Raw genomic sequence first — 20,775 nt, 5'->3', positions numbered from 1 at the left:
GGATGTCATCGACAGGAGAGGCGCCGCGGCTGCGCGTGGTGGACATGCACACGGCGGGCGAGCCCGTCCGCATCGTCGAGCAGGGCTATCCCGAACTGGCCGGCGCCACCATCCTCGCGCGGCGCCGCGACGCGCGCGACCGCTTCGATCACCTGCGCCGCATGACGATGCTCGAACCGCGCGGCCATGCCGGCATGTACGGGGTCATCCCGACCGCGCCCAGCCTGCCCGGCGCCGATCTCGCCGTATTGTTCACGCACCAGGAGGGCTACAGCACCATGTGCGGCCACGCGACGATCGCGATCGGACGCTGGGCGGTCGACAGCGGCCGGGTCGCGATGACGGCCGGCCGGGCTGCCTTCGGGCTCGAGACGCCGTGCGGCCTCGTCGCGGTCGAGGTCGAACGGGGCGGGGCGGACGCGCCGCTGGTCTCCTTCGTCAGCGTTCCTTCCTTCGCCAGCCACCTCGACCGGCGCATCGAAGTGCCCGGCTGGGGCGAGGTCGCCTTCGACATCGCGTTCGGCGGCGCCTATTACGCGATCCTGCCCGCCTCGCGGCTCGGCCTGTCGCTGATGGACACCCCGGTCGCGCGGTTGGTCGAGGCGGGGGTGGCGATCACCGACGCGGTTCGCGCCGCCGTGCCGATCGCGCACCCGGCCGAACCCGATCTCGGCTTCCTCTATGGCACGATCCTCACCGACGATGTCGCGCTCGGCGCCGGCGATGGCCGCGCCAGCTATAATCTCTGCATCTTCGCCGAGGGGCAGATCGACCGCTCGCCGACCGGCAGCGGGGTGACCGCCCGCTTCGCGCTCGCCGCGGCGCGGGGAGAGATCGGGCCGGGCGAGTCGTGCGAGATACGCGGGGTGTCGGGCGAGGGTTTCGTCGGGACGCTATGGGCGGCCGACGACGAGGGCGGCCAATGCGTATCGCGGGTGAAGGTCGTCGGCCGCGCTTATTATGTCGGCCGCGCCGAATTCGTCGCCGAGCCGGAAGACCCGTTCGGCCACGGCTTCGAGTTGCCCGCGCGCTTTCGCGACCTTCCGGCGCGTTAGGCGCGGACCGCGGTGAGCAGCGGCCAGGCGCGGTCGCCCGAATTGATGTTGACGAAACGCTCGATCGCCAGCTCGCCGCGCGCATAGCGGAAGCGGAACGTGTCGCGGAAGGCCGATTCGACGAGGTGCAGCACCAGCTCATATTCGTTCGCGGCGATCCAGCGGCCGCCCGCCACCGTCGGCGTGTCCGCCAGGCGATAGCCGTGGTGCAGCGATGCGCCGCGCAGGTCGGTCGTGGTTTCGACCCAGCGCTCGTGCCCTGCGGCGACGCCATGCTCGCCTTCGGCGTCGGTCAGCGACAACCGCATGGTGTCGCCGTCGAATTCCAGCCCGATGGCGGATATGCCCAGCCTGTTGTCGTACACCGACCAGTCGCCGGCCAGCGTCGCCGCGTCGCCGGCGGCGAGCGAGGGCAGGGGCGGCGTCGCCGGCCAGCCGGCGAAGCGGCGGACCAGTGCCTCGTCGTCCGCCGCGCTGCCGCCGCCGGCGAAGGCGGCCGGGAAATGCTTGCGCAGGTGCGGAAGCAGCACGCGGCTTTCGTCCATCGCGCTGTTGAGCGCGATCACCGCATTCGCTTCGGGGAACACGGCGACCATCTGCACGAACACACCGAGCGCTGCATAATAGCCGTCGCCGACCACCCAGTGATAGCCATAGTCGGGAACGCCGCGCGCGCGCGTTGCCGCCTCGACCCACGTGCGCGGTAGAATCTGCCGACCCTGCCAGACTCCCTTCTGGGCGTGCAATATGCCCAGCTTCAACGCGTCCGCGGTGCGCATGCTGATGCCGTTTCCGCCCGGATTGACCCCGTCCGGGCCGACGTCCCACCGCACCTCGGCCATGCCGAGCGGCTCGAACAGGCGCGGGGTCAGATAGGCCTCGATCGTTTCCCCGGTGATGCGGGTGACGATGGCGGAGAGCATATAGCTCGCCGCGCTTGAATAGACATGGCGCGTGCCGGGTTCGAAAACGACCGGAATGCGGAAAAATTCGCGGACCCAGCTCGTCTCGATGCCGCGCCAGATGGACCCCGACACCTCGCTGGCGTGGCCCGACCGCATCGTCAGCAGATCTTCGACCGTCATCCGTGCCTGACGCGTATCGGATGCGATCTCGGCCTCGGGGAAGAAATGCGCGACCCGGTCAGCGAGCGCCAGCCGCCCCTCGTCGACCAACAGCCCGATCGCGCAGGCGGTAAAGCTCTTCGTCATCGAATGGGTCATGCGCAGGCGGTCGGGGCCATAGGGCCAGCGCCATGCTTCGGCGACGACGGCGCCGTCGCGCCAGATCATCAGGTCGTGCAGCTCGAGGCCCGCCGCTTCGACGTCGTCGAGAAAGGCCAGGATTTCGGCTGCATCGACGCCCGCCGCCGACGGCGCGCTGCGGGTGAGGTCATCATCTTCGGCTGGCAAGGGGGCGGATATCGATCCGGACACGGCAAATCCCTGTTCAATGGGTCGTTCATCGTCGACCGCTGTCATGGGGTTCGCCTAGGCTCGCGGCATCGCAACGTCAATCTTTTTGTATTACTGTTGCGAAAAATTCAAAATTGCTCTAGGGCGCGATCGGGAAGGCCGATGGGGCCGGAGAGGGTGAGCCGATGAGCGCGAAGGGTGGGCGGATATGAAGAACAGGCAGGCGTTGCTCACGATTCACCGCTGGTTGGGCCTCGCGCTCGCGCTGTTGCTCGTCATCCAGGGCGGAACCGGTATCGCGATGGTGTTCCGCGACGAGATCGAACCGGTGGTTCACCCCGAACTTCGTGTCGCCTCCGCCTCCGAGCGGCTTTCGATGCAGCATATGTTCGACACGGTGCAGGCCGCGCATCCCGATGCCTCGATCACGCGCGCCGAAATTCCGCAATCCGCCGATCAGGCCGTGCTGTTCAAGCTCAAGCGGCGCGCCGACCAGGCGCCGATCCTGACCGCGATCGACCCCTACCGCGGCGGCATCGTCCGCGACGGCGACCTTTCCGCCTGGCCGGTCGAATGGCTGTTCGTGGTCCACGAACAACTGCTTGCCGGCCCGGTCGGTGAATATGTGATCGGCTTCGAGGGTATCGTCCTGTTCGTGATGTCGGCGACCGGCCTGTGGTTCTGGTGGCCCGGCCGAAAGCGCTTCAAGAGCGGATTCCGCGTGGCGTGGCGCGGAAATACCGATCTCCGGTGGCGGACGCTGCACCGCGCGGCGGGCGCGGCGGCCGGCCCGATCCTCCTCGTCACCGCGCTCACCGGGGTCCTGATGGTGTGGAAGGAGCCGCTGCGCGACCTGATCGGTGCCGCGGGCAAGCCCACCCCGGCGGTCGCCGAGCAGGCGGGGCGACCGCTCGCTCCGCTCGACGATCTCGTTGCGCGCGCGCGCGTCGATTTCGGGGGGACGCCGCTGCGCCAGATCCGCTTCTCGAGCGGCGGCCGCGTGGTCGCGGTCTATCTCGACAGCGATCGCAGCATCCGTCCCGACGGAACCGCCCAATATTATTTCAACGGCTATGACGGCGCCCTGCTCGCCACCTACATCGCCGGCGAGCAATCGACACCGAGCGAACTGATCGACTGGATCTACACCGTCCACACCGGCCTGTGGGGCGGCTGGTTCGGCCGGCTGCTTCTGCTTGCCGGCGGGGTCGTGCTCGTCGGACTGGCGCTGACGGGCCCATGGCTCTGGTACTCGCGGCGTTTGCGGCGGAAACCGTCGCGTGCAAGGCCGGCGCCAGCGCACAAAGCGCCATCGTGAATGAATTTCGTCAGATGATGCAGCGCCGGTACGCCGGAGCCGAAGCAGGACGATGCGAAACAAGATGAGGAACGGACGAAAATATGGCGGCTGAGATGATCGATATTCTGGTTCTCCCCGGCGACGGCATCGGCCCCGAAATTACCGCGGCGACCATCGACGTGCTCCGCGCGGCAGCAGGCGATCGTCTGGCGTTCACCGAGATGGCGATCGGCGAGGCGAGCCTGGCGGCGGAAGGGTCGACGCTGCCCGACGCCGTGATGGCGGCGATCCCGCGCGCCGACGGTGTCGTCCTCGGTCCCGTCTCGCACTACAGCTATCCCGCGGGTCAGCCCAACCCGTCGGCGGCGCTGCGTACCGGGTTCAACCTTTATGCCAATGTCCGCCCGTGCCGGTCGCGTCCGGGGCTCAGCCTGCTGCGCGATCCGATGGACCTCGTCATCGTGCGCGAGAATACCGAGGGTTTCTACGCCGACCGCAGCATGTACATGGGCCCCGGCGAGTTCATGCCCGACCCCGACAGCGCCTTTTCGATCCGCAAGATCACCGCGCCCGCGGTGCGCCGCGTCGCCCGCGCCGCCTGCGAGATCGCGATGACGCGCCGCAAGCGGCTGACCGCGGTGCACAAGGCGAATGTCCTCAAGCTGACCGACGGCCTCTTCCTGCGCGAGGTGCGCGCGGTCGCGGCCAGCTATCCCGATCTTGTCCTCGACGAGGTGATCGTCGATGCCGCCGCGGCGCTGCTGATCCGCGACCCCGGCCGCTTCGACGTGATGGTCACGACCAACATGTTCGGCGATATATTGTCCGACGAGGCGTCTGAACTCAGCGGCAGCCTCGGCCTCGGCGGATCGATCAACGCCGGCGACGACATCTGCGTCGCGCAGGCGCAGCACGGCTCGGCGCCCGACATCGCGGGGCGGGGCATCGCCAATCCGACCTCGCTGATCCTCTCGGCGGCGATGCTGCTCGACTGGCTCGGGCGGCGCCGCGCCGATGCGGCGCTCCGCGAGGCCGCGGCCCGGATCGAAGCGGCGGTGGAAACGATCCTCGCCGACCCGGCGCGGCGCACGCGCGATGTCGGCGGGCCGCTCGGGACGACCGATTTCGCCGCCGCGGTCGTGGGCGAACTCGCATGATCGTCTCGACCAATCCCGCGACGGGTGAGACCGTCGCGCGCTTCGACGCCCACGACGGTTCCGCCCTCGACGCGCGGCTGGCCGCCGCCGAGCGGGCCCAGAAGGATTGGCGCCGGACGCCGCTCGCCGCGCGCACCGATCTTCTCCGCCGTCTCGCCGCGCTGCTGCGAGAGCAGAGCGCGTCGCTCGCCGCGCTGATCACGCAGGAGATGGGCAAGCCCGTCGGCGAGGCGCTGGCCGAAGTCGATAAATGCGCCCGCAACTGCGACTATTATGCCGACGCCGCGCCTGCGATGCTCGCCGATGCACCGGTCGCCGGGGTGCCGGGCACCTTCCTCGCCTATGAGCCGATCGGGGTCGTCCTCGCGATCATGCCGTGGAACTATCCGCTGTGGCAGGTGGTGCGCTTCCTCGCCCCGACGCTCGCGGCGGGTAATGGCGCGATCCTCAAGCACGCCGCGAACGTCCCGCAATGCGCGCTCGCGATCGAGCGGCTCGTCGCCGAGGCGGGCGCGCCCGCGGGCCTTTTCGCCAATATCTTCGTCGAGCCCGACGCAGTGGCTGGCGTCATCGCCGATGCGCGCATCGCGGCGGTCACGCTGACCGGATCGACCCAGGTCGGGATGATCGTCGCCGCCCAGGCGGGCGCCGCGCTCAAGAAGCAGGTGCTCGAACTCGGCGGCTCGGACCCGTTCATCGTCCTCGCCGACGCCGATATCGAGGCGGCGGCGGCGATGGCGATCACCGCGCGCTTCACCAACGCCGGGCAAAGCTGCGTCAACGCCAAGCGCTTCATCGTCGAAGAAGCGGTCGCCGACCGGTTCGCCGCGGCGATGCTGACCGGGGCCGAAGCGCTGCACATGGGCGATCCCGCCGATCCCGCCACCACGCTGGGGCCGCTCGCGCGCGCGAACCTGCGCGCCGCGATCCACGATCAGGTCGAACGCAGCGTCGCGGGCGGCGCCCGCCTGCTGACGGGAGGGCGGCCGGAACCGGGGGCGGGATATTTCTATCCGCCGACATTGCTCGACCATGTCGAGCCGGGGATGGCGGCGTTCGACGAGGAAACCTTCGGTCCCGCCGCCGCGATCGTCCGCGCCGCGGATGCCGAAGCGGCGGTCGCGCTCGCCAACCGCACCACCTTCGGTCTCGGCGCGTCGATCTGGACGACCGATATCGCCCGTGGCACCGCGCTCGCGCGCCGCGTCGATGCCGGGGCGGTGTTCGTCAACGCTGTCGTCGCCTCCGACCCGCGCGTGCCGTTCGGCGGCATCAAGCATTCGGGCTACGGCCGCGAGCTCGGCGAGCTGGGGCTTAGAGAGTTCACCAACGCGAAGACGATCAAGGTCATCGCGCCCGAAGCGGAGAAAGCGGCATGAGCGGCGCCCTGTTCCGGCCCGAGGGGCTTCCCGTCAAGGATCGTGGCGGCGGCATCGTCACGACCCCGCTCGCCACCGCGGCGCGCGGTGCGCGCGCGATGCTCACCGGCATCACCACCATCGCGCCCGGATCGGCGGTGCCGCTCCACACCCATAATTGCGAGGAATCGGTCGTCGTCCTCTCGGGGCGGGGGATCGCGCATATCGACGGCGCCGATCACCCGGTCGCGCCACGCGATACGAGCTGGATTCCCGCCGGTGTTCCCCATTGCTTCCGCAACGAGGCGGGCGACGAACCGCTGGTGATTTTCTGGACCTATGCGTCTATCGACGCGACGCGCACGATCGTCGCCACCGGGGTGACGACGCGCATCGATGAGGAAAAGTGAATGGCGACCGAAATCGCGCGTATCGACGTCGCGCCGGGTGATGCACAGGCTTTCGTCGCGGCGGCCGGGCAGGCGGTGACGCTGTTCCGGGACGCTCCCGGCTGCTCAGCGATGCGATTGCAGCGTTCGCACGAAGTGGAAGGGCGTTTCTGGCTGATCGTCGAATGGCAGGACGTCGCCGCGCACGAAGCGTTCCGCGTGTCGCCCGCCTTCGCGCAGTGGCGTGGCCTCGTCGGCCCCTATTTCGCAGCGCCGCCGGCGGTCGAGCACGGCCTGCCGACGGGCGTGGGATTCTGACCTCTAAACCGAACTTAACAGCAGGCTCGTCTCGCTATTGAGAACGCCGTCGATGCTGCGCACCTCGCGCAGCACACGGTCGAAATCGGCAAGATTGGCGGCCTTGATCTCGGCGACCAGGTCCCAGCCGCCATTGGTCGTGTGCAGCCGCTCGAGCTCGGGCAGGCCCTTGAGCCCGCGGATGACCGCCGCAGTCGATCGTCCCGCCACTTCGATCAGCATCACCGCGCGCACCGTCGCGGGCGTGTCGTCGCGCGCGCGTACCGTGAAACCCAGGATCGTACCGCTGTCGATCATCCGCGCCAGGCGCTTTTCCGCCGTCGCGCGCGCGATGCCCAATTCGCTCGCCAACCGCGACACCGGCTTGCGCGCGTCGATGCGGAGCGCGGCGATGATCTGACGGTCGATCGCGTCGAGAGGCTGCATGGATCAATTTGCCTGGGCGGATGATGCACATTGTATGAATTTTCGCGTGTATAAATGCAATGATGGAATTTCGCGCGACAGGGCGAGGGCGCATCCTCTCCGGACAATCGAGGAGGATGATATGCGTCTGGTCGAAGTCGAACATGTCGTGGCGCTCGTCGCCGAACGCGGGCTCGAAACGGTGCTTGCGGATCTGGTCGGTCACATCGAGGCCGATTTCCGGCGCTGGGACGAATTCGACAAGTCGCCGCGTTTCGCCAGCCATTCGCCGGGCGGGGTGATCGAGCTGATGCCCGCCGCCGACGCCCGCGCTTTCGGCTTCAAATATGTCAACGGCCATCCCGGCAATCAGGCGGCGGGGCTGCAGACGGTTACCGGCTTCGGTGTGCTCGCCGATGTCGCGACCGGCTATCCCTATCTGATCGCCGAGATGACCCTGACGACCGCGATGCGCACCGCGGCGATGTCGGTGCTCGCGGCGCGGCATCTCGCACGGTCCGACTCGCGGTCGATGGCGCTGATCGGGCTCGGCGCCCAGTCCGAATTCCAGGCCGTCGCTTTCCACGCGCTGCTGGGGATCGAGGAACTGGTCGTCTACGACGTCGACCCCGTCGCGACCGACAAGTTCCGCCGCAACCTCGATGCGCGCGATATCCGGGTGCGCGTCGCCGCGTCGGCGCCCGAGGCGGCCGAGGGCGCCGACATCATCACCACCGCGACCGCCGACAAGCGCCACGCGACGATCGTCTCGGCGAACATGGTCGGGGCGGGAGTGCATCTGAACGCGATCGGCGGCGACTGCCCCGGCAAGACCGAACTGCAGCCGGCGATCCTCGACCGCGCGAGCGTCTTCGTCGAATATCTGCCGCAGACGCGGATCGAGGGCGAGATTCAGCAGATGCCCGCCGATTTTCCTGCGACCGAGCTGTGGCGCGTCATCGCGGGCGAGGCGCCCGGCCGCCGCCATCGCGACGAGGTGACCCTGTTCGATTCGGTCGGCTTCGCGATCGAGGATTTCTCGACGCTGCGCTATCTCGCCGAGGCGACCGCGGCGCCGCATCTGCACCGCGAGATCGATTTGCTCGCGCAGCCCGCCGACCCGCGCGACCTGTTCGGCGTCCTCGGCCGGCTGCCCGTCGCGAACCACGCCTGACCACTTCTCTGCGCGAAAAGGGGGTTGCCAAAGCGCGGTTTCAGATTGTACTATCAAAAGGAAATATACAAAATCGGCACCGCCCGGTCTTCCCGGTGCGAGCTCGCCGGTCGAGGGGAGAATCCTTTTGAGCAGCCGCAACGCCCAGCGTCTCGACCGTTCCGCCGGCGCGCGCGTTTTCGGCGCGGATATCGCCGGCTATGAGGCGGTGCGCATGGGCTATCCGCCCGCGCTCTACGACGCGATCCGCGCGCGTCTCGGCGGCGATGCGGGCGCGGTGCTCGAAGTCGGGCCGGGAACGGGTCTCGCGACGCGCGATATCCTGGCGCGCCTGCACCCGTCGCGCCTCGTCGCGGTCGAGGCCGACGCCCGGCTCGCCGCCCATCTCGAAACGCGGCTGGGCGATCCCCGCGTTGCGGTGATCGCCGACGGTTTCGTCGAGGCATCGCTCGCCGGCCCCTTCGACCTCGCCTGCTCGGCGGCGGCCTTCCACTGGCTCGATCCCGTCCCCGCCTTCGCGAAGCTGCGGTGCCTGCTGCGTCCTGGTGCGACGCTGGCGCTGTGGTGGAACAGCTATCGCCAGCCCGGCGAGGACGATCTCGCCGATGCGATCGTGCCGCTGCTCGCCGACGTGCCGCTCGCGCCGTCGGAGGGGGCGGCGGGGCATTATTCGCTCGACGTCGACCTCCACCGCGCGGCGATGACCGGGGCGGGCTTCGACCGGTTCGAGCCGTTCCGCTTCCGCCGCGAGCGGGAACTGGACGCGGCCGGCGCCCGCGCCCTCTACGCCAGCTATTCCTATGTGCGCGCGCTCCCCGCCGCGCGCCGCGCGCGTCTGCTCGACGTCGTCGCCGACCTCGTCGACACGCGCTTCGGCGGCCGCGCGCGCAACGTCGTGCTGACCGCCCTCTATCTCGCGACCGCGCCCGGCGCGGTGCAGGGCTGACGCCGCGATGCTGTCCTTCCTCGCCTTCGCCATGGTCGCGACCTTCATGACGCTGATCATGACCAAGCGGCTGTCGGCCATCGTCGCGCTGATCCTCGTCCCGCTGATCTTCGCGCTGATCGCCGGCGCGCTCGCGGGCGTCGACCTCGGCGATCTCGGCGGCATGATGATGCAGGGCGTCGCCGATCTCGCGCCGACGGGCGTCATGCTCGTCTTCGGCATCCTCTTTTTCGGGCTGATGATCGACGTCGGCCTGTTCGATCCGCTGATCGCCGCGATCGTGCGGCTGGTCCACGGCGACCCGGTGCGCATCCTCGTCGGCACGGCCGTGCTCGCGCTGACGGTGTCGCTCGATGGCGACGGGACCACGACCTACATGATCACCACCGCCGCGATGCTGCCGCTCTATCGCCGGATGAAGCTCGACATGCGGATGCTCGCCTGCATCGTCATCATGGCGGGGGCGGTGATGAACGTGCTGCCGTGGGGCGGCCCGACCGCGCGCGTGATGAGTTCGCTCAAGCTCGAGGCGCACGACGTCTTCGTGCCGCTGATCCCGGCGATGATCGTCACGGCGCTGTGGGTGATCCTGGTCGCCTGGTATTTCGGACTCAAGGAGCGCGCCCGGCTCGGCCGGCTCGCGGCCGAACGGATCGGCACGCCGCCGCCGGGCGACGATCCGCAGATCGAGGGCGCCGCCGATCCGGGGAAGCGCAAATATTTCTGGGTCAATCTCGCGATCACAGCCGCGCTGATGGCGGCCCTGCTGACCGCCTTGCTGCCGCTCGCGGTTCTCTTCATGCTCGCCTACGCCGTCGCCGCGACGATCAACTATCCGTCGATCCAGGCGCAGCGCAAGCAGCTCGCGGCGCATGCGGGCAACGCGCTATCGGTCGCCGGCCTTGTCTTCGCTGCGGGCATCTTCATGGGCATATTGTCGGGCACGAAGATGGTCGACGCCATGTCGGCGACGGTCATCGCCGCCATTCCGCCGGCCTGGGGCCCCTATATGGCGCCGATCACCGCAGTGATCAGCGCGCCCTTCACCTTCTTCATCTCGAATGACGCCTTCTATTTCGGCGTTCTGCCGATCCTCGCCGAGACCGGAGCCGCCTATGGGGTGAGCCCGGCAGAGATCGGGCGGGCGTCGCTCGTCGGTCAGCAGGTTCATCTGCTCAGCCCGCTCGTCGCCTCGACCTATCTGCTCGTCGGCTTCGTCGGCATCGAATTCGGCGAGCATCAGCGGTTCACTCTGAAATGGGCGCTCGGCTCCTTCCTGATCTTCTTCGCGGCGTCGCTCCTGTTCGGCATTTTTCCCTTTGCGGTATAAATGTACTATTGACTCCAAAAGAACTATCATGGCAGGGGAGCCTCGGGGGGACGGGAGCCTCCCGGCCGGGGGAGAGTGATCGATGACCCGCTTCGGAATCGGACTTCTATCGGTGGCGACCCTTCTGGGTTCCGCGGCGCCGGCGAGCGGATCGGAGGGTGGGGTCGTTCCGACCCGCGCACCCGTCCCGCCTTTCGAATGCAAGGCCTATGTCGCCTATGACCGCGACATGGAATTGCCGGGATACCGGATTGCGACATCGGCGGGCGACGGGACCTGCATCCCCTTCACCTCGGCGCTGAACCAGCCGCCGGAGGGGTATCGCGGCGACTATTATGTCGACGAATTCACCGATGCGAAACTGCGCGAGGACTGGGAGCGCTGCAAGCGTGACGCGGCGTGCCACGACCGCGTGTTCGACCAGGTTCTGAAGCGACGCCCGCCCAACCGCGAATATGGGCTGACCGACCCCCACGGGCGCTTCCTGCTCGGCAAGGTGGACGAGAAGGGGGCCGATACCGACCTGTCGACCGTTCGCCGCCCCGGCTTCTTCGCCCGCGCGCCCTATCGCGAACCGATCGCGGCGGCCGACAGCGACACGTTCGTCGTCGAATTTTCCGCCCCCGCGGAGGCTTATGAGCGGCTGCATGGCAAGGCGGACGGTCCGGTCCGAATCCGCGGCTGGTATATCCGCGGCGCCGGCATCGACGACGGCAAGGGCGGACGGAAGCGGGCGCTGGTCATCCATAGCGGCGGCGGCGGCGACCGGGTCGCGGCGATCGACGATCCGGTGGACGTGGCTTATGTGATCGACCCCGCGACCGGCGTGACCATTCCCAATGACGACTGGCCGAACGCCACGACGGGGGTGCAGGGCCAGCGCCGCTGGCGGCGGGTCTGGGCCGATCTCCATGCTGCCGGATTCGACGTGCTGGCGATCGACCGCCGGGGCGTCGGCATGTCCGGCGGCTTCAGCGATACCAATACGCTGCAGCAGGGCCGCGACCTGCTCGATATCGTCGCCAGCCTGCGAACGGGGGAGGGGATGCGCGCGCTCTCGCCCACGGGCGTGCTCTCGACCGGCGCCGATGCCGCGGCGGCCGTCCGCGGGCCCGGTGCCACGGCGGCGCTTCCGACGCTGCTCATGGGCAGTTCGCGCGGGTCGATGGCGACCGGCTGGGCGATGACGGCCAATTTCGACAAGGACTGCGACTACGATCTGGCGGAGATAGGGTGCGCGCCGCCGCGGCGCGATCCGGCAATCAAGGGCGCCCTGCTGGTGGCCGAATTTTCGAGCGGCGTCGGCTATCTGCCGGCGCAGACGACGCCCAAGGACGACGGCCGCGGGCCCGGGCGCGACCGCGGGCTCTTCATCGGCGGGATCGAGGCCGAGCATAATATCGTCTTCTTCCCCAGCTCGGCCATTCTGGCGGGCATGTCGAAATGGCCCGCCGCTTTCTTCGCGCGCGGCCTCTGGTGCTACGCCGACGCGCTCGAAGGCTCGATGGACGCCTATGGCCGCGTGCCCGGCGTCAAGGAGATGGTCGTCGTGCGCGGTCCGCATGCCTTCACCACCTGGCCGGATACCGAGCGAAAGCGCGTGGCGAACCGGATGATCGCCTTCGGCCGGGCGGCGGTGCTGGGCGTGCCGCTCGAGGGCGGCCGGCCCTGGTCGGACATGAAGCAACTCGTCGCGACGACCAGCGACGTCTGGGAACCGTCGACCCGGCCCACCGTGGGCGACTGATTGGGAAATCGTTGCGGGGCGCGGCTTGCCCCGCGGTGGAACGGTCGGGCGATTGCGGCCCGAACCGGATGCTTGAAGGGAGATTTGTCTTGAAACTGCGAATGCTGCTGCCGCTGTCGCTTGCCCTCGCCCCGCTTTGGGGCCTTGCGCCCGTCACCGATGCGATGGCGCAGGAAGAGCTGCAGCAAGGGCCGAACACGCTCGTCATCCACTATCGCGCCACACGCGGCGACCGGGCCGCGTTCCGCACCTATCTGCAAAAGGACTTCGCCGCGAAATTGCAGGCGATGAAGGCGAAGGGCGAACTCGCCGATTTCCGGATCTTCTACAGCTGGTATCGCCAGCCCGAGGTGTGGGACGGCATGGCGGTACTCCGCTTTCCCTCGCACGCCGCCGTGCTGCGTTGGAATGCGCTCGAACGCACCGCGCCGGGCGGGCTCGACGCCGCAGGCCTCGCCCTCGCCGATCCCTATGCGACCTATGCGGCCGACCTGTCCTGGTCGCGCAATCCCGACACGCTGAAGGTCGGCGAAGTCTATTATGTCATTCCCTATGAATATAAGGATGCGGGGCAGTATCGCGATTATGTGCAGGGCTATATCCTGCCGCAATTCGACGGCTGGATGAAGAATGGCGCGCTGGCGGGGTACGAAATGTACATGAACCGCTATCCCGTCGGGACGCCCTGGGACGCGCTGTTCATCCAGCATTACCGTGACATGGAGGCTTTCGGCCAGCGGCAGAAGGTGACCGAGGAGACCCGGGCCGGGCTCCGCAGCAATCCCGCATGGATGGCGTGGAGCGAAAAGAAGATGGGAATCCGCACCGAAACCGAAAACACGATCGCCGAACTGATCGCACACTGAAGGCGAAGAGGGGGCGGCGGTGGACGCGATTCCGGCCGCTGCCCTTTCCTTGCGGGTCCGTCGGCTCGGTCCTGCCGCCACTTTCCCCGATCGGGGGTTGTCATCGACTGTATGTTTTTATAAGATTGAAAATGCAATTCTTGGAGAGAAGGACGATCGCGCCTTGTCCCGTTACAGGTCTTTCCCATGGTCTTGGAGCCGCGCCCGGCCGCGGCGTCCCGTGCCATGCGCCGGCGGAAGCATCCGATGAGGCTGCTGCTTGTCGAGGATGATCCCGATCTGGGCGGCGACCTGTGTGACGCGCTGACCCGCGAAGGCTTCGTCGTCGATCTCGTGGCCGACGGGCTCGACGCCTGGTTCCTCGGCGGGACCGAGGATTTCGCGCTCGCGATCCTCGACCTCGGCCTGCCCCGGCTCGACGGGCTGAGCATTCTGAAACGCTGGCGCGAGGAAGGACGGAATTTCCCGGTCCTCGTCCTGACCGCGCGCGGCGACTGGACCGAAAAGGTCGAAGGCATCGAGGCGGGGGCGGACGACTATGTCGCCAAGCCCTTTGCGATGCGCGAACTTGTCGCCCGCATCCGCGCGCTGTTGCGCCGCGCCGCGGGATACAGCACGCCGGTCCTCCGGTCGGGACCGCTGCGGCTCGACACCGCCCGCATGCTCGCCACGGTGCATGATCGCCCGGTGCGGCTTTCGCCCCTCGAATATCGCCTGCTCGACATCTTGGCGCATCAGGGCGGGCGGGTGCTGTCCGCAGGTCAGATTTCCGAGCATCTCCACGGGACGTCCGATGCCGCCGATTCCAACGCGATCGAGGCGCTGGTGCTTCGCCTGCGGCGCAAGGTTGGCCCCGGAATCATCGAGAATCGGCGGGGTTTCGGCTATCGGCTCGCCGAAGCTTGAGGCGGCGGCGGCCCGTGTTCCGGCCGCCGCCCGCCTTTCCTGACATCTTCCTGACGCTTTCCGCACGGCGCGTGTCAGCCACCCTCCGCTAGGGCGTCCGGCATCGGCTCGCGCCGTACCGGAAACAGGAGGATTCATTGACTCATCGCGTCTCGATCATGCTGCGCTGCGCGCTTTCCCTGTCGGCTCTGGCTATGGCGTCGCCTCTCTATGCGCAGACCTCGGACGGCGCCGGGACTACCAGTTACGCCGCAGACTTCTTCAGCCGGTCACAGCCGACAACCGCCTATGACATGGTCGTGCTGCTCCCCGGCTTCCGCCTGCAGGAGGGCAATGCGGAAGTGCGCGGCTATTCGGGGTCGGGCGGCAATGTCCTGATCGACGGCACCCGCCCCGCGAGCAAGGAGGAAACGCTCGAAACCATCCTCAAGCGCATTCCGGCACGGCTGGTCGATCATATCGAACTCGTCCGCAACAGCGCCGCGGGCTATGACATGCAGGGCTATGCCCTGCTCGCCAATGTCGTGCGCAAGCAGGAGGCGCGGCTCTCGGGGCGGCTCGAGGGCGAATATGCGGTCTTCCGCCACGGCTATTCGTCGCCGCGCGTCGCCGGGACGCTCAGCTACCGGTCGGGCGACCGGCTGATCGAGCTTCAGGCCGCCCGCTATCGCGAGATCGACGACGAGCATGGCTTCGGCAGCCGCAACCGCTTCGCCCCCGACGGCTCCCCGCTGCGGCTCGTCGATTACGAGCAGCCCGAGGGAACCAGCTACACCGAATTGTCGGGCAGCTATCGCCAGCCGCTGTTCGGCGGCACCTTTCATGCCAACGGGCTGTTCAAGAGCAGCCAGATGTTCGCCGACGTGCGCCACGACATCTATTACCCCGCCCAGGCGCTCATCCTCGCGACCGAACGCAACAACACACGGGCGACCGAGGCGCAGGTGGAATATGATCACGGCATCGGCGCGAGCAGCCGGCTCGAATTGCTCGCGATCCGCCGCGACAACCGCCTGCACGGCGTCGACACTTCCAGCGAGGACGGGTTGAGCGAGGTCAACGCCACCGATACCACCGCCAGCGAGACGATCCTGCGCGGCGTGCTGCGCCGCAGCGGCAAGCTGCTCTCCATCGACCTTGGCGCAGAGGGCGCGCTCAACGTGCTCGACAGCCATGTCGCGCTGACCGAAAACGGCGTCGAGGTGCCGCTCCCCGCCGACGATGTGCGGGTCGAGGAGAATCGCGCCGAATTCTTCCTGACCGGAACCTGGCGTCCCGCCGCGGGTCTCTCGATCGAGACCGGGCTGCGCTACGAGATATCGCGCCTGTCGCAGACCGGCGACAGCGAACTCAGCAAGTCGCTTTCCTATTTCAAGCCGCGCCTGCTGGTTTCCTGGGCGGCCTCGCCGCGCGACCGGCTGCGGCTGCAGGTCGAGCGCGAGGTGGGGCAGCTTGATTTCGAGGATTTCGTGAGCTCGCCCTCGCTGACCAGCGGCACCGTGACCGCGGGCAACAAGGATCTCGAGCCCGACAGCCTTGTCCGCTACGAGGCGGCGTGGGAACGCCGGATCGGCGATGGGTCGCTGGTCGTCGCGGCACGGCACGAATCGATCAGCAACCTGGTCGACCGCGTCGTCGTGGTCTCCGACGATGGCGTCTTCGATTCGGCGGGCAATATCGGCCACGCCACCCGCGACGAGGTGGAAGCGAACCTCAATCTTCCGCTCGATCCCCTGGGCCTGCGCGGCCTGACGGTGAAGGGGAACGCGCTTTTCCGGCGCAGCCGCGTTCGCGACCCGCTGACCGGCGCCAGGCGCCGTATCTCGGGCGATGCGCCGGTGGAGGCCGATGTCTCCTTGACCTACGACATGCCCCACCACGGGCTGCGCATGGGGATCAACTATATCGTGAAGAAGACCGAAATCGAGTTCAAGGTCGACGAGATCGAACGCGACATCGTGTCCGACCGGGTCGATGCCTTCGTCGAATACAAGCCGTCCGCGCACTGGACGCTGCGCGCCTTCGCCAAGAATCTGACCGACAGCCCGACGATCCGCGACCGCGACGTCTATTCGGCGTTGCGGGGAACGAGCGGAGTCGATTTCCACGAAATCCGCACGCTGCGCAGCGGCCGTTATTTCGGAGTCAATGTGCAATGGGCCTTCGGCAGTTGAGGTCGAAGGCCGCGTGGCGCCTCATCAGAATTGTATTTTTAATTTAATAACTACAAAACGCCCGTAGAATACCCTTCCTTGTTGACTCTTTGAATTCAAAAATACAAAAATCCCTTGGCTCGAATACGAGCCGGGGATTGGCTTGAGTTGGGAGGATGCGATGAGGCAAGGCGTTTCGGGTCTGTCGATTCTGGTAGGGGCGACGATGCTGGCGGGGACGGCATCGGCGCAGGAAACGGGGACGGTGCCGCCGATCCCCCCCTTCGAATGCGAGGCGATGGTCCATTATGATCGCGAGATGAAGCTGCCCGGTTATATCCTGCCGACCTCCGCCGGCCCGCGGACCTGTATCCCCTTCACCTCCACTCTGCACCGGCCGCCCGAAGGCTATCAGGGCGATTATTATGTCGCCGAATTCACCGACGAGAAGGTGCGTGCACGCTGGACGGCCTGCGAACAGGACAAGGCGTGCCGCAAGCGCGTCTTCGACCAGGTGCACAAGCGGCGCCCTCCGAACCGGGAGTTCCGCAACAACGACCCCCGCGACCGTTTCCTGCTGGGCAAGGTGCAGGAGCGCGGCGCCTCCACCGACCTGACGCAGATCCGCCGTCCCGCCTTTTTCGCCCGTCAGCCCTATGCCGAGCCCTTCGCATTGGTCGACGGCGACACGTCGGTCGTCGAATTCACGGTGCCGGTCGAGGCCTATGAACGGCTCCATCTCGGGATGGACGGGACATGGCGGATCCGCGGCTGGTATATCCGCGGCAAGGGCATCGAGGGTCCCGATGGTACCCGGCGGCGGGCACTGGTCATTTCCAGCGGTGGCGGTGGCGACCGCATTGCCGCGATCGACGATCCGCGCGACATCCACTACACCGTTTCCAAGGACGGGACGACGCATCCCAACGACGACTGGCCGAGCGAGCACACGGGCTTCCAGGGCATGCGCCACTGGCGCGAGCTTTGGCGCGAGCTGCACGAGGCGGGCTATGACGTACTCGCGCTCGATCGCCGCGGCATCGGCATATCGGGCGGCTACAGCGACACCAACACGCTGCAGCAGGGACGCGACCTGCTGACGATCGTCGAAAGCCTGCGGACCGGCGAAGGGATGCGCGCCCTGGCCGCGGACGGCCGGTTGACGACGGGCTCGGCGGCCGCGGAATCGCTGCGGGGCGTCCCGACCGGCGAAGGTCTGCCGGTGCTTTTCCTGGGCAGCTCGCGCGGAACCATGGCGAGCGGCTGGGCGATGGCGATGAACTTCGACCGGTCATGCACCTATGACGAACCCGAGATCACCTGCCGGGAGGCGAAGGGCGACCCCTCGATCAAGGGAGCCATGCTGTTGGCCGAATATACGAGCGGCGCGGGCTATGTTCCCAAGGAAACCACGCCCAAGGACGATGGCCGCGGCCCCGGACGCGATCGCGACCTGTTCGTCGGCGGGATCGAGCAGGAGCATAATATCGTCTTCTTCCCCAGCTCGGCGATCCTCGCCAGCATGCCGCGCTGGCCGAGCGTGTTCCTAGCGCGCGGGCTCTGGTGCTATGCCGACTCGCTGGAAGGCTCGATGGCGTCCTACAGCCGCGTCGATGGCCCGAAGGAGCTGGTGGTAGTGCGTGGGCCGCACGCCTTTTCGGTCTGGCCCGAGGCGGAAAAGGATCGCGTGATCGAGCGCATGATCGCCTATGGCAAGGCGGCGGTGTTCGGATATCGCGACATCCCCGGCGCGCGGCGATGGTCCGACATGAAGGAACTGGTCGCCACCGCGAGCGATGTCTGGGAACCGTCGACCAAGCCGACGCAGGTCAAATAGCCCGAAAGGTCCGCGTCAGCTGCGGCTGTCTTCGGCCCCGGTCCAGCACAGCTCGGCGGCGAGTCCGCCGAGCGGCGAACGGCCGAGGTGGAAGCGCGTTTCGGTCGCTTCGGCCAGATCGCGCACGATGGCGAGGCCGAAGCCGTGGCCGCTGCCGGTCTCGTCGATTCGCACACCGCGCTGCGTTGCGCGGGCGATAGCCGCTTCGGTCATTCCCGGACCGTCGTCCTCGACGGTGAGGACGATGTCCTCCCCGCGTCGGCCGCCGGCGATGCGGACCTGGCGCCTGGCGTGGCGTCCCGCATTCTCGGCAAGGGCGCCGAGCATCTCGGCCAGATCGCTCTCCTCTACTGGCAGCCGAAGCGCGGGGTCGATGTCGACCGTGAAGATGATCCTCTCGCCATGCTCGGTTCGCTCGATTACCGCGACGAGCCCTTCGGCCACCTGCTGAGGGTTCGATTCGCCACTCGCGCCGCGCGCCGCCGCGGCGCGCGAGCGGGCAAGTTCGGCCTCCAACGCCGCGCCGGCGGCTTCGACGGCGCGGTCGATGCCGTCAGCTGCGGCGTCGGCGCCGGCGTCGCGCGCGCGGCGGCTCTGCGCCGCGACGACTGCGAGCGGCGTCTTCAGACTGTGGGCCAGGTCGGCGGCGCGGCGGCGCGCCCGTCCCAGATCGGCTTCGCGAGCGGCCGCCATTGCGTTGATCGCCTCGGTCAGAGGCAGGATTTCCTGCGGATGCCGGCCCGAAAGCCGCGCCGCGGGGCTGCGCCGCAGGCGATCGAGCTCGTGCCGCAGCCGGTCGAGCGGTCGCAGGCCCAGGCTGACCTGAGCATAGGCGGCAAGCGAGAGCACGAACCACAGCAGGCCGAGCGACAGCGCCAGCCTTGTGTCGAATTCGCGTAGGGCTTCGCGCATCTCCTCATCGTTCGCGCCGACGCGAACAATGGCATCGACCGCGCGCACGTCGGGCTGCACGCGGCGGCTGACGAGGGTGAGCTGCTTGCCGAACGGGCCGGCCACGGTGGCGTTCGACCACCCGCCGGTCTGTGCGGGCCTGTCGGGCAGGCTCTGATCCCAAAGCGACGGCGATTGCGCAGTGCCGCCGGGACCGGCCACCTGCCAATAGACGCCGCTGGCGAGCGACTGGAACGCAGGGTCTGCCGGCGCGGGCTCGACCGTCGGCCGGCCTGCGCTATCGATGGCCAGGCCTGCCACGACCTGCTCGGCCAATGCCGTGAGCTGGGCCACTTCGCGCCGCTCGATATAATCGTGAATCAGCAGCGAGATGCCCGCCCAAGCGAGCGCGAGGGCCGCGAAGATCGCCACAGCCGCGCCGAGCAGCAGGCGCAGCCGAAGCGAGGTTCGCGTCATTCCACCTGTCCAGTCAGCATATAGCCGAACCCGCGCTGCGTCTCGATGATCTGGTTGCCGAGCTTGCGCCGCAGGCGGGCGATGATCGCTTCGACCGCGTTGGCGTCGTGGCCGTCGCTCGCGCCATAGAGGTGTTCGGCGATCTCGCCGGCCGGAACGCGCCGGTTCTGATGGTGACCGAGGAAGTTGAGCAGGCGATATTCGAGCTGCGACAGCTGTACCTCGCGCCCTCCCAGCGCCGCCGTCATCCGCGCGGTGTCGATGGTCAGCTGACCCGCGACGACGAGCGGAGAGGAATGGCCCGCGGCGCGGCGCACGAGCGCCCGCGCGCGCGCGATCAATTCGCCGACCGCAAAGGGCTTGGCCATATAATCGTCGGCGCCTGCGTTGATCCCCTCGACCTTTTCGGCCCAGTCGCCGCGTGCGGTCAGGATCAGCACCGGCATCGTCCGCCCGGCGCCGCGCCAGCGCTTGAGGACGCTGAGCCCGTCGAGGCGCGGCAGGCCGAGGTCGAGGATCGCGAGTGCATAATCCTCGACATCGCCCTGGAACCAGGCGTCTTCGCCATTGCCGCAGCGATCGACGACGAAGCCCGCCGCGGTCAGCGCCCGCGCGACATCCTCCGCGAGGTCGGGATCATCCTCGACGAGCAGCGCGCGCATCAATCATCTTCGATCTTGATCACGCTGCCGGTGCGGGCGTTGATCTCGACCTCGCGGACCCGCCCCGATGGAGTCAGGATCTTGACCTCATATTTGATTCCCCAGCTTTCATATTCGAGCTCGACCTTGACCACCTCGCCGGGCACCTTGGCCTGCGCGATGGCCAGCACGCGCGGCAGCGGCAGCAGTTCGCCGCGCTGAACGGCCCGGCGGATGGCATCCTGTTCGGCGCGCTTGCGTTCGGCCTTGGTCGGCCCGCTTTCATGGGTCTTTTCGAAGCCCTGCGCGATCGAGGGAGCCGCGGCGTAGCCGAGCGGCAACGCGGCGGCGGCAAGCAGGGTGAGGGTGTGAGAGAAGCGCATCTTGGAGTCCTTTATCCATGTCCTGCC

General features: G+C 67.9%; 19 protein-coding genes. 14 read left to right on the top strand and 5 right to left on the bottom strand.

Features of this window, described 5'->3' with window-relative positions; genetic code table 11:
* The first annotated feature begins 2 nt into the window (after positions 1–2).
* Positions 3–1,055 (top strand): proline racemase family protein, encoded by a 1,053-nt coding sequence (locus ACOTSS_RS15065; protein ID WP_448688921.1) that lies wholly within the window; start codon positions 3–5, stop codon positions 1,053–1,055.
* Here the strand turns inward: ACOTSS_RS15065 and ACOTSS_RS15060 are convergent.
* The gene (locus tag ACOTSS_RS15060; RefSeq protein ID WP_448688920.1) at positions 1,052–2,467 is read right to left on the bottom strand and encodes a serine hydrolase domain-containing protein; all 1,416 of its coding nucleotides are present in this window, start codon (positions 2,465–2,467) and stop codon (positions 1,052–1,054) included. The two genes, ACOTSS_RS15065 and ACOTSS_RS15060, sit on opposite strands and share 4 nt — an antisense overlap.
* Positions 2,468–2,678: 211 nt before the next feature.
* On the opposite strand from ACOTSS_RS15060, the gene ACOTSS_RS15055 reads away from it, so the two are divergent.
* The 5 genes from ACOTSS_RS15055 (at position 2,679) to ACOTSS_RS15035 (ending at position 6,992) form a co-directional block, all read left to right on the top strand.
* Entirely contained in the window at positions 2,679–3,788 is a 1,110-nt protein-coding gene (locus ACOTSS_RS15055; protein ID WP_448688919.1) for a PepSY-associated TM helix domain-containing protein, read from the top strand.
* 95 nt (positions 3,789–3,883) lie between these two features.
* Complete coding sequence (locus ACOTSS_RS15050) at positions 3,884–4,927, top strand: isocitrate/isopropylmalate dehydrogenase family protein (protein ID WP_448688918.1); 1,044 nt, start codon at positions 3,884–3,886, stop codon at positions 4,925–4,927.
* The gene (locus tag ACOTSS_RS15045) at positions 4,924–6,306 is read left to right on the top strand and encodes an aldehyde dehydrogenase family protein (protein WP_448688917.1); all 1,383 of its coding nucleotides are present in this window, start codon (positions 4,924–4,926) and stop codon (positions 6,304–6,306) included. Before ACOTSS_RS15050 ends, ACOTSS_RS15045 begins: the two co-directional genes overlap by 4 nt.
* Complete coding sequence (locus ACOTSS_RS15040; RefSeq protein ID WP_448688916.1) at positions 6,303–6,695, top strand: cupin domain-containing protein; 393 nt, start codon at positions 6,303–6,305, stop codon at positions 6,693–6,695. Before ACOTSS_RS15045 ends, ACOTSS_RS15040 begins: the two co-directional genes overlap by 4 nt.
* Positions 6,696–6,992, top strand: a complete 297-nt coding sequence (locus ACOTSS_RS15035) for a putative quinol monooxygenase (protein ID WP_448688915.1) — start codon at positions 6,696–6,698, stop codon at positions 6,990–6,992.
* Positions 6,993–6,995: 3 nt separating this feature from the next.
* Here the strand turns inward: ACOTSS_RS15035 and ACOTSS_RS15030 are convergent, their stop codons facing one another.
* Positions 6,996–7,418 (bottom strand): Lrp/AsnC family transcriptional regulator, encoded by a 423-nt coding sequence (locus tag ACOTSS_RS15030; RefSeq protein ID WP_184096318.1) that lies wholly within the window; start codon positions 7,416–7,418, stop codon positions 6,996–6,998.
* A 121-nt stretch (positions 7,419–7,539) separates the two neighbouring features.
* On the opposite strand from ACOTSS_RS15030, the gene ACOTSS_RS15025 reads away from it, so the two are divergent.
* The 8 genes from ACOTSS_RS15025 (at position 7,540) to ACOTSS_RS14990 (ending at position 18,356) form a co-directional block, all read left to right on the top strand.
* Entirely contained in the window at positions 7,540–8,571 is a 1,032-nt protein-coding gene (locus ACOTSS_RS15025) for an ornithine cyclodeaminase (protein WP_448688914.1), read from the top strand.
* A gap of 127 nt (positions 8,572–8,698) precedes the next feature.
* Positions 8,699–9,517 (top strand): class I SAM-dependent methyltransferase, encoded by an 819-nt coding sequence (locus ACOTSS_RS15020; RefSeq protein ID WP_448688913.1) that lies wholly within the window; start codon positions 8,699–8,701, stop codon positions 9,515–9,517.
* Between the two features lie 7 nt (positions 9,518–9,524).
* Positions 9,525–10,847, top strand: a complete 1,323-nt coding sequence (locus ACOTSS_RS15015; RefSeq protein ID WP_448688912.1) for a CitMHS family transporter — start codon at positions 9,525–9,527, stop codon at positions 10,845–10,847.
* Between the two features lie 82 nt (positions 10,848–10,929).
* Positions 10,930–12,594 (top strand): hypothetical protein, encoded by a 1,665-nt coding sequence (locus ACOTSS_RS15010; RefSeq protein WP_448688911.1) that lies wholly within the window; start codon positions 10,930–10,932, stop codon positions 12,592–12,594.
* 89 nt (positions 12,595–12,683) lie between these two features.
* Positions 12,684–13,460 (top strand): hypothetical protein, encoded by a 777-nt coding sequence (locus tag ACOTSS_RS15005; protein ID WP_448688910.1) that lies wholly within the window; start codon positions 12,684–12,686, stop codon positions 13,458–13,460.
* Between the two features lie 246 nt (positions 13,461–13,706).
* The gene (locus ACOTSS_RS15000; RefSeq protein ID WP_448688909.1) at positions 13,707–14,366 is read left to right on the top strand and encodes a response regulator transcription factor; all 660 of its coding nucleotides are present in this window, start codon (positions 13,707–13,709) and stop codon (positions 14,364–14,366) included.
* Between the two features lie 137 nt (positions 14,367–14,503).
* Positions 14,504–16,540 (top strand): TonB-dependent receptor domain-containing protein, encoded by a 2,037-nt coding sequence (locus tag ACOTSS_RS14995; RefSeq protein WP_448688908.1) that lies wholly within the window; start codon positions 14,504–14,506, stop codon positions 16,538–16,540.
* A 160-nt stretch (positions 16,541–16,700) separates the two neighbouring features.
* Positions 16,701–18,356: a hypothetical protein gene (locus ACOTSS_RS14990; protein ID WP_448688907.1), complete on the top strand. Its 1,656-nt coding sequence runs from the start codon at positions 16,701–16,703 to the stop codon at positions 18,354–18,356.
* Between the two features lie 15 nt (positions 18,357–18,371).
* Here ACOTSS_RS14990 and ACOTSS_RS14985 read toward each other — a convergent pair whose 3' ends face one another.
* From ACOTSS_RS14985 to ACOTSS_RS14975, 3 genes are read right to left on the bottom strand one after another with little or no spacing between them, the layout of a single operon-like run.
* On the bottom strand, positions 18,372–19,724 hold the full coding sequence (locus ACOTSS_RS14985; RefSeq protein WP_448688906.1) for an ATP-binding protein: 1,353 nt from the start codon (positions 19,722–19,724) through the stop codon (positions 18,372–18,374).
* Positions 19,721–20,386: a response regulator transcription factor gene (locus ACOTSS_RS14980; RefSeq protein ID WP_448688905.1), complete on the bottom strand. Its 666-nt coding sequence runs from the start codon at positions 20,384–20,386 to the stop codon at positions 19,721–19,723. Before ACOTSS_RS14980 ends, ACOTSS_RS14985 begins: the two co-directional genes overlap by 4 nt.
* The gene (locus ACOTSS_RS14975; protein WP_448688904.1) at positions 20,386–20,748 is read right to left on the bottom strand and encodes a PepSY domain-containing protein; all 363 of its coding nucleotides are present in this window, start codon (positions 20,746–20,748) and stop codon (positions 20,386–20,388) included. Before ACOTSS_RS14975 ends, ACOTSS_RS14980 begins: the two co-directional genes overlap by 1 nt.
* Positions 20,749–20,775: the final 27 nt, after the last annotated feature.

The sequence above is a fragment of the Sphingopyxis sp. NJF-3 genome, assembly GCF_053514865.1.
The sequence above is the reverse complement of the archived record's forward strand: the minus strand, read 5'-3'. Positions and strand labels throughout refer to the sequence as shown.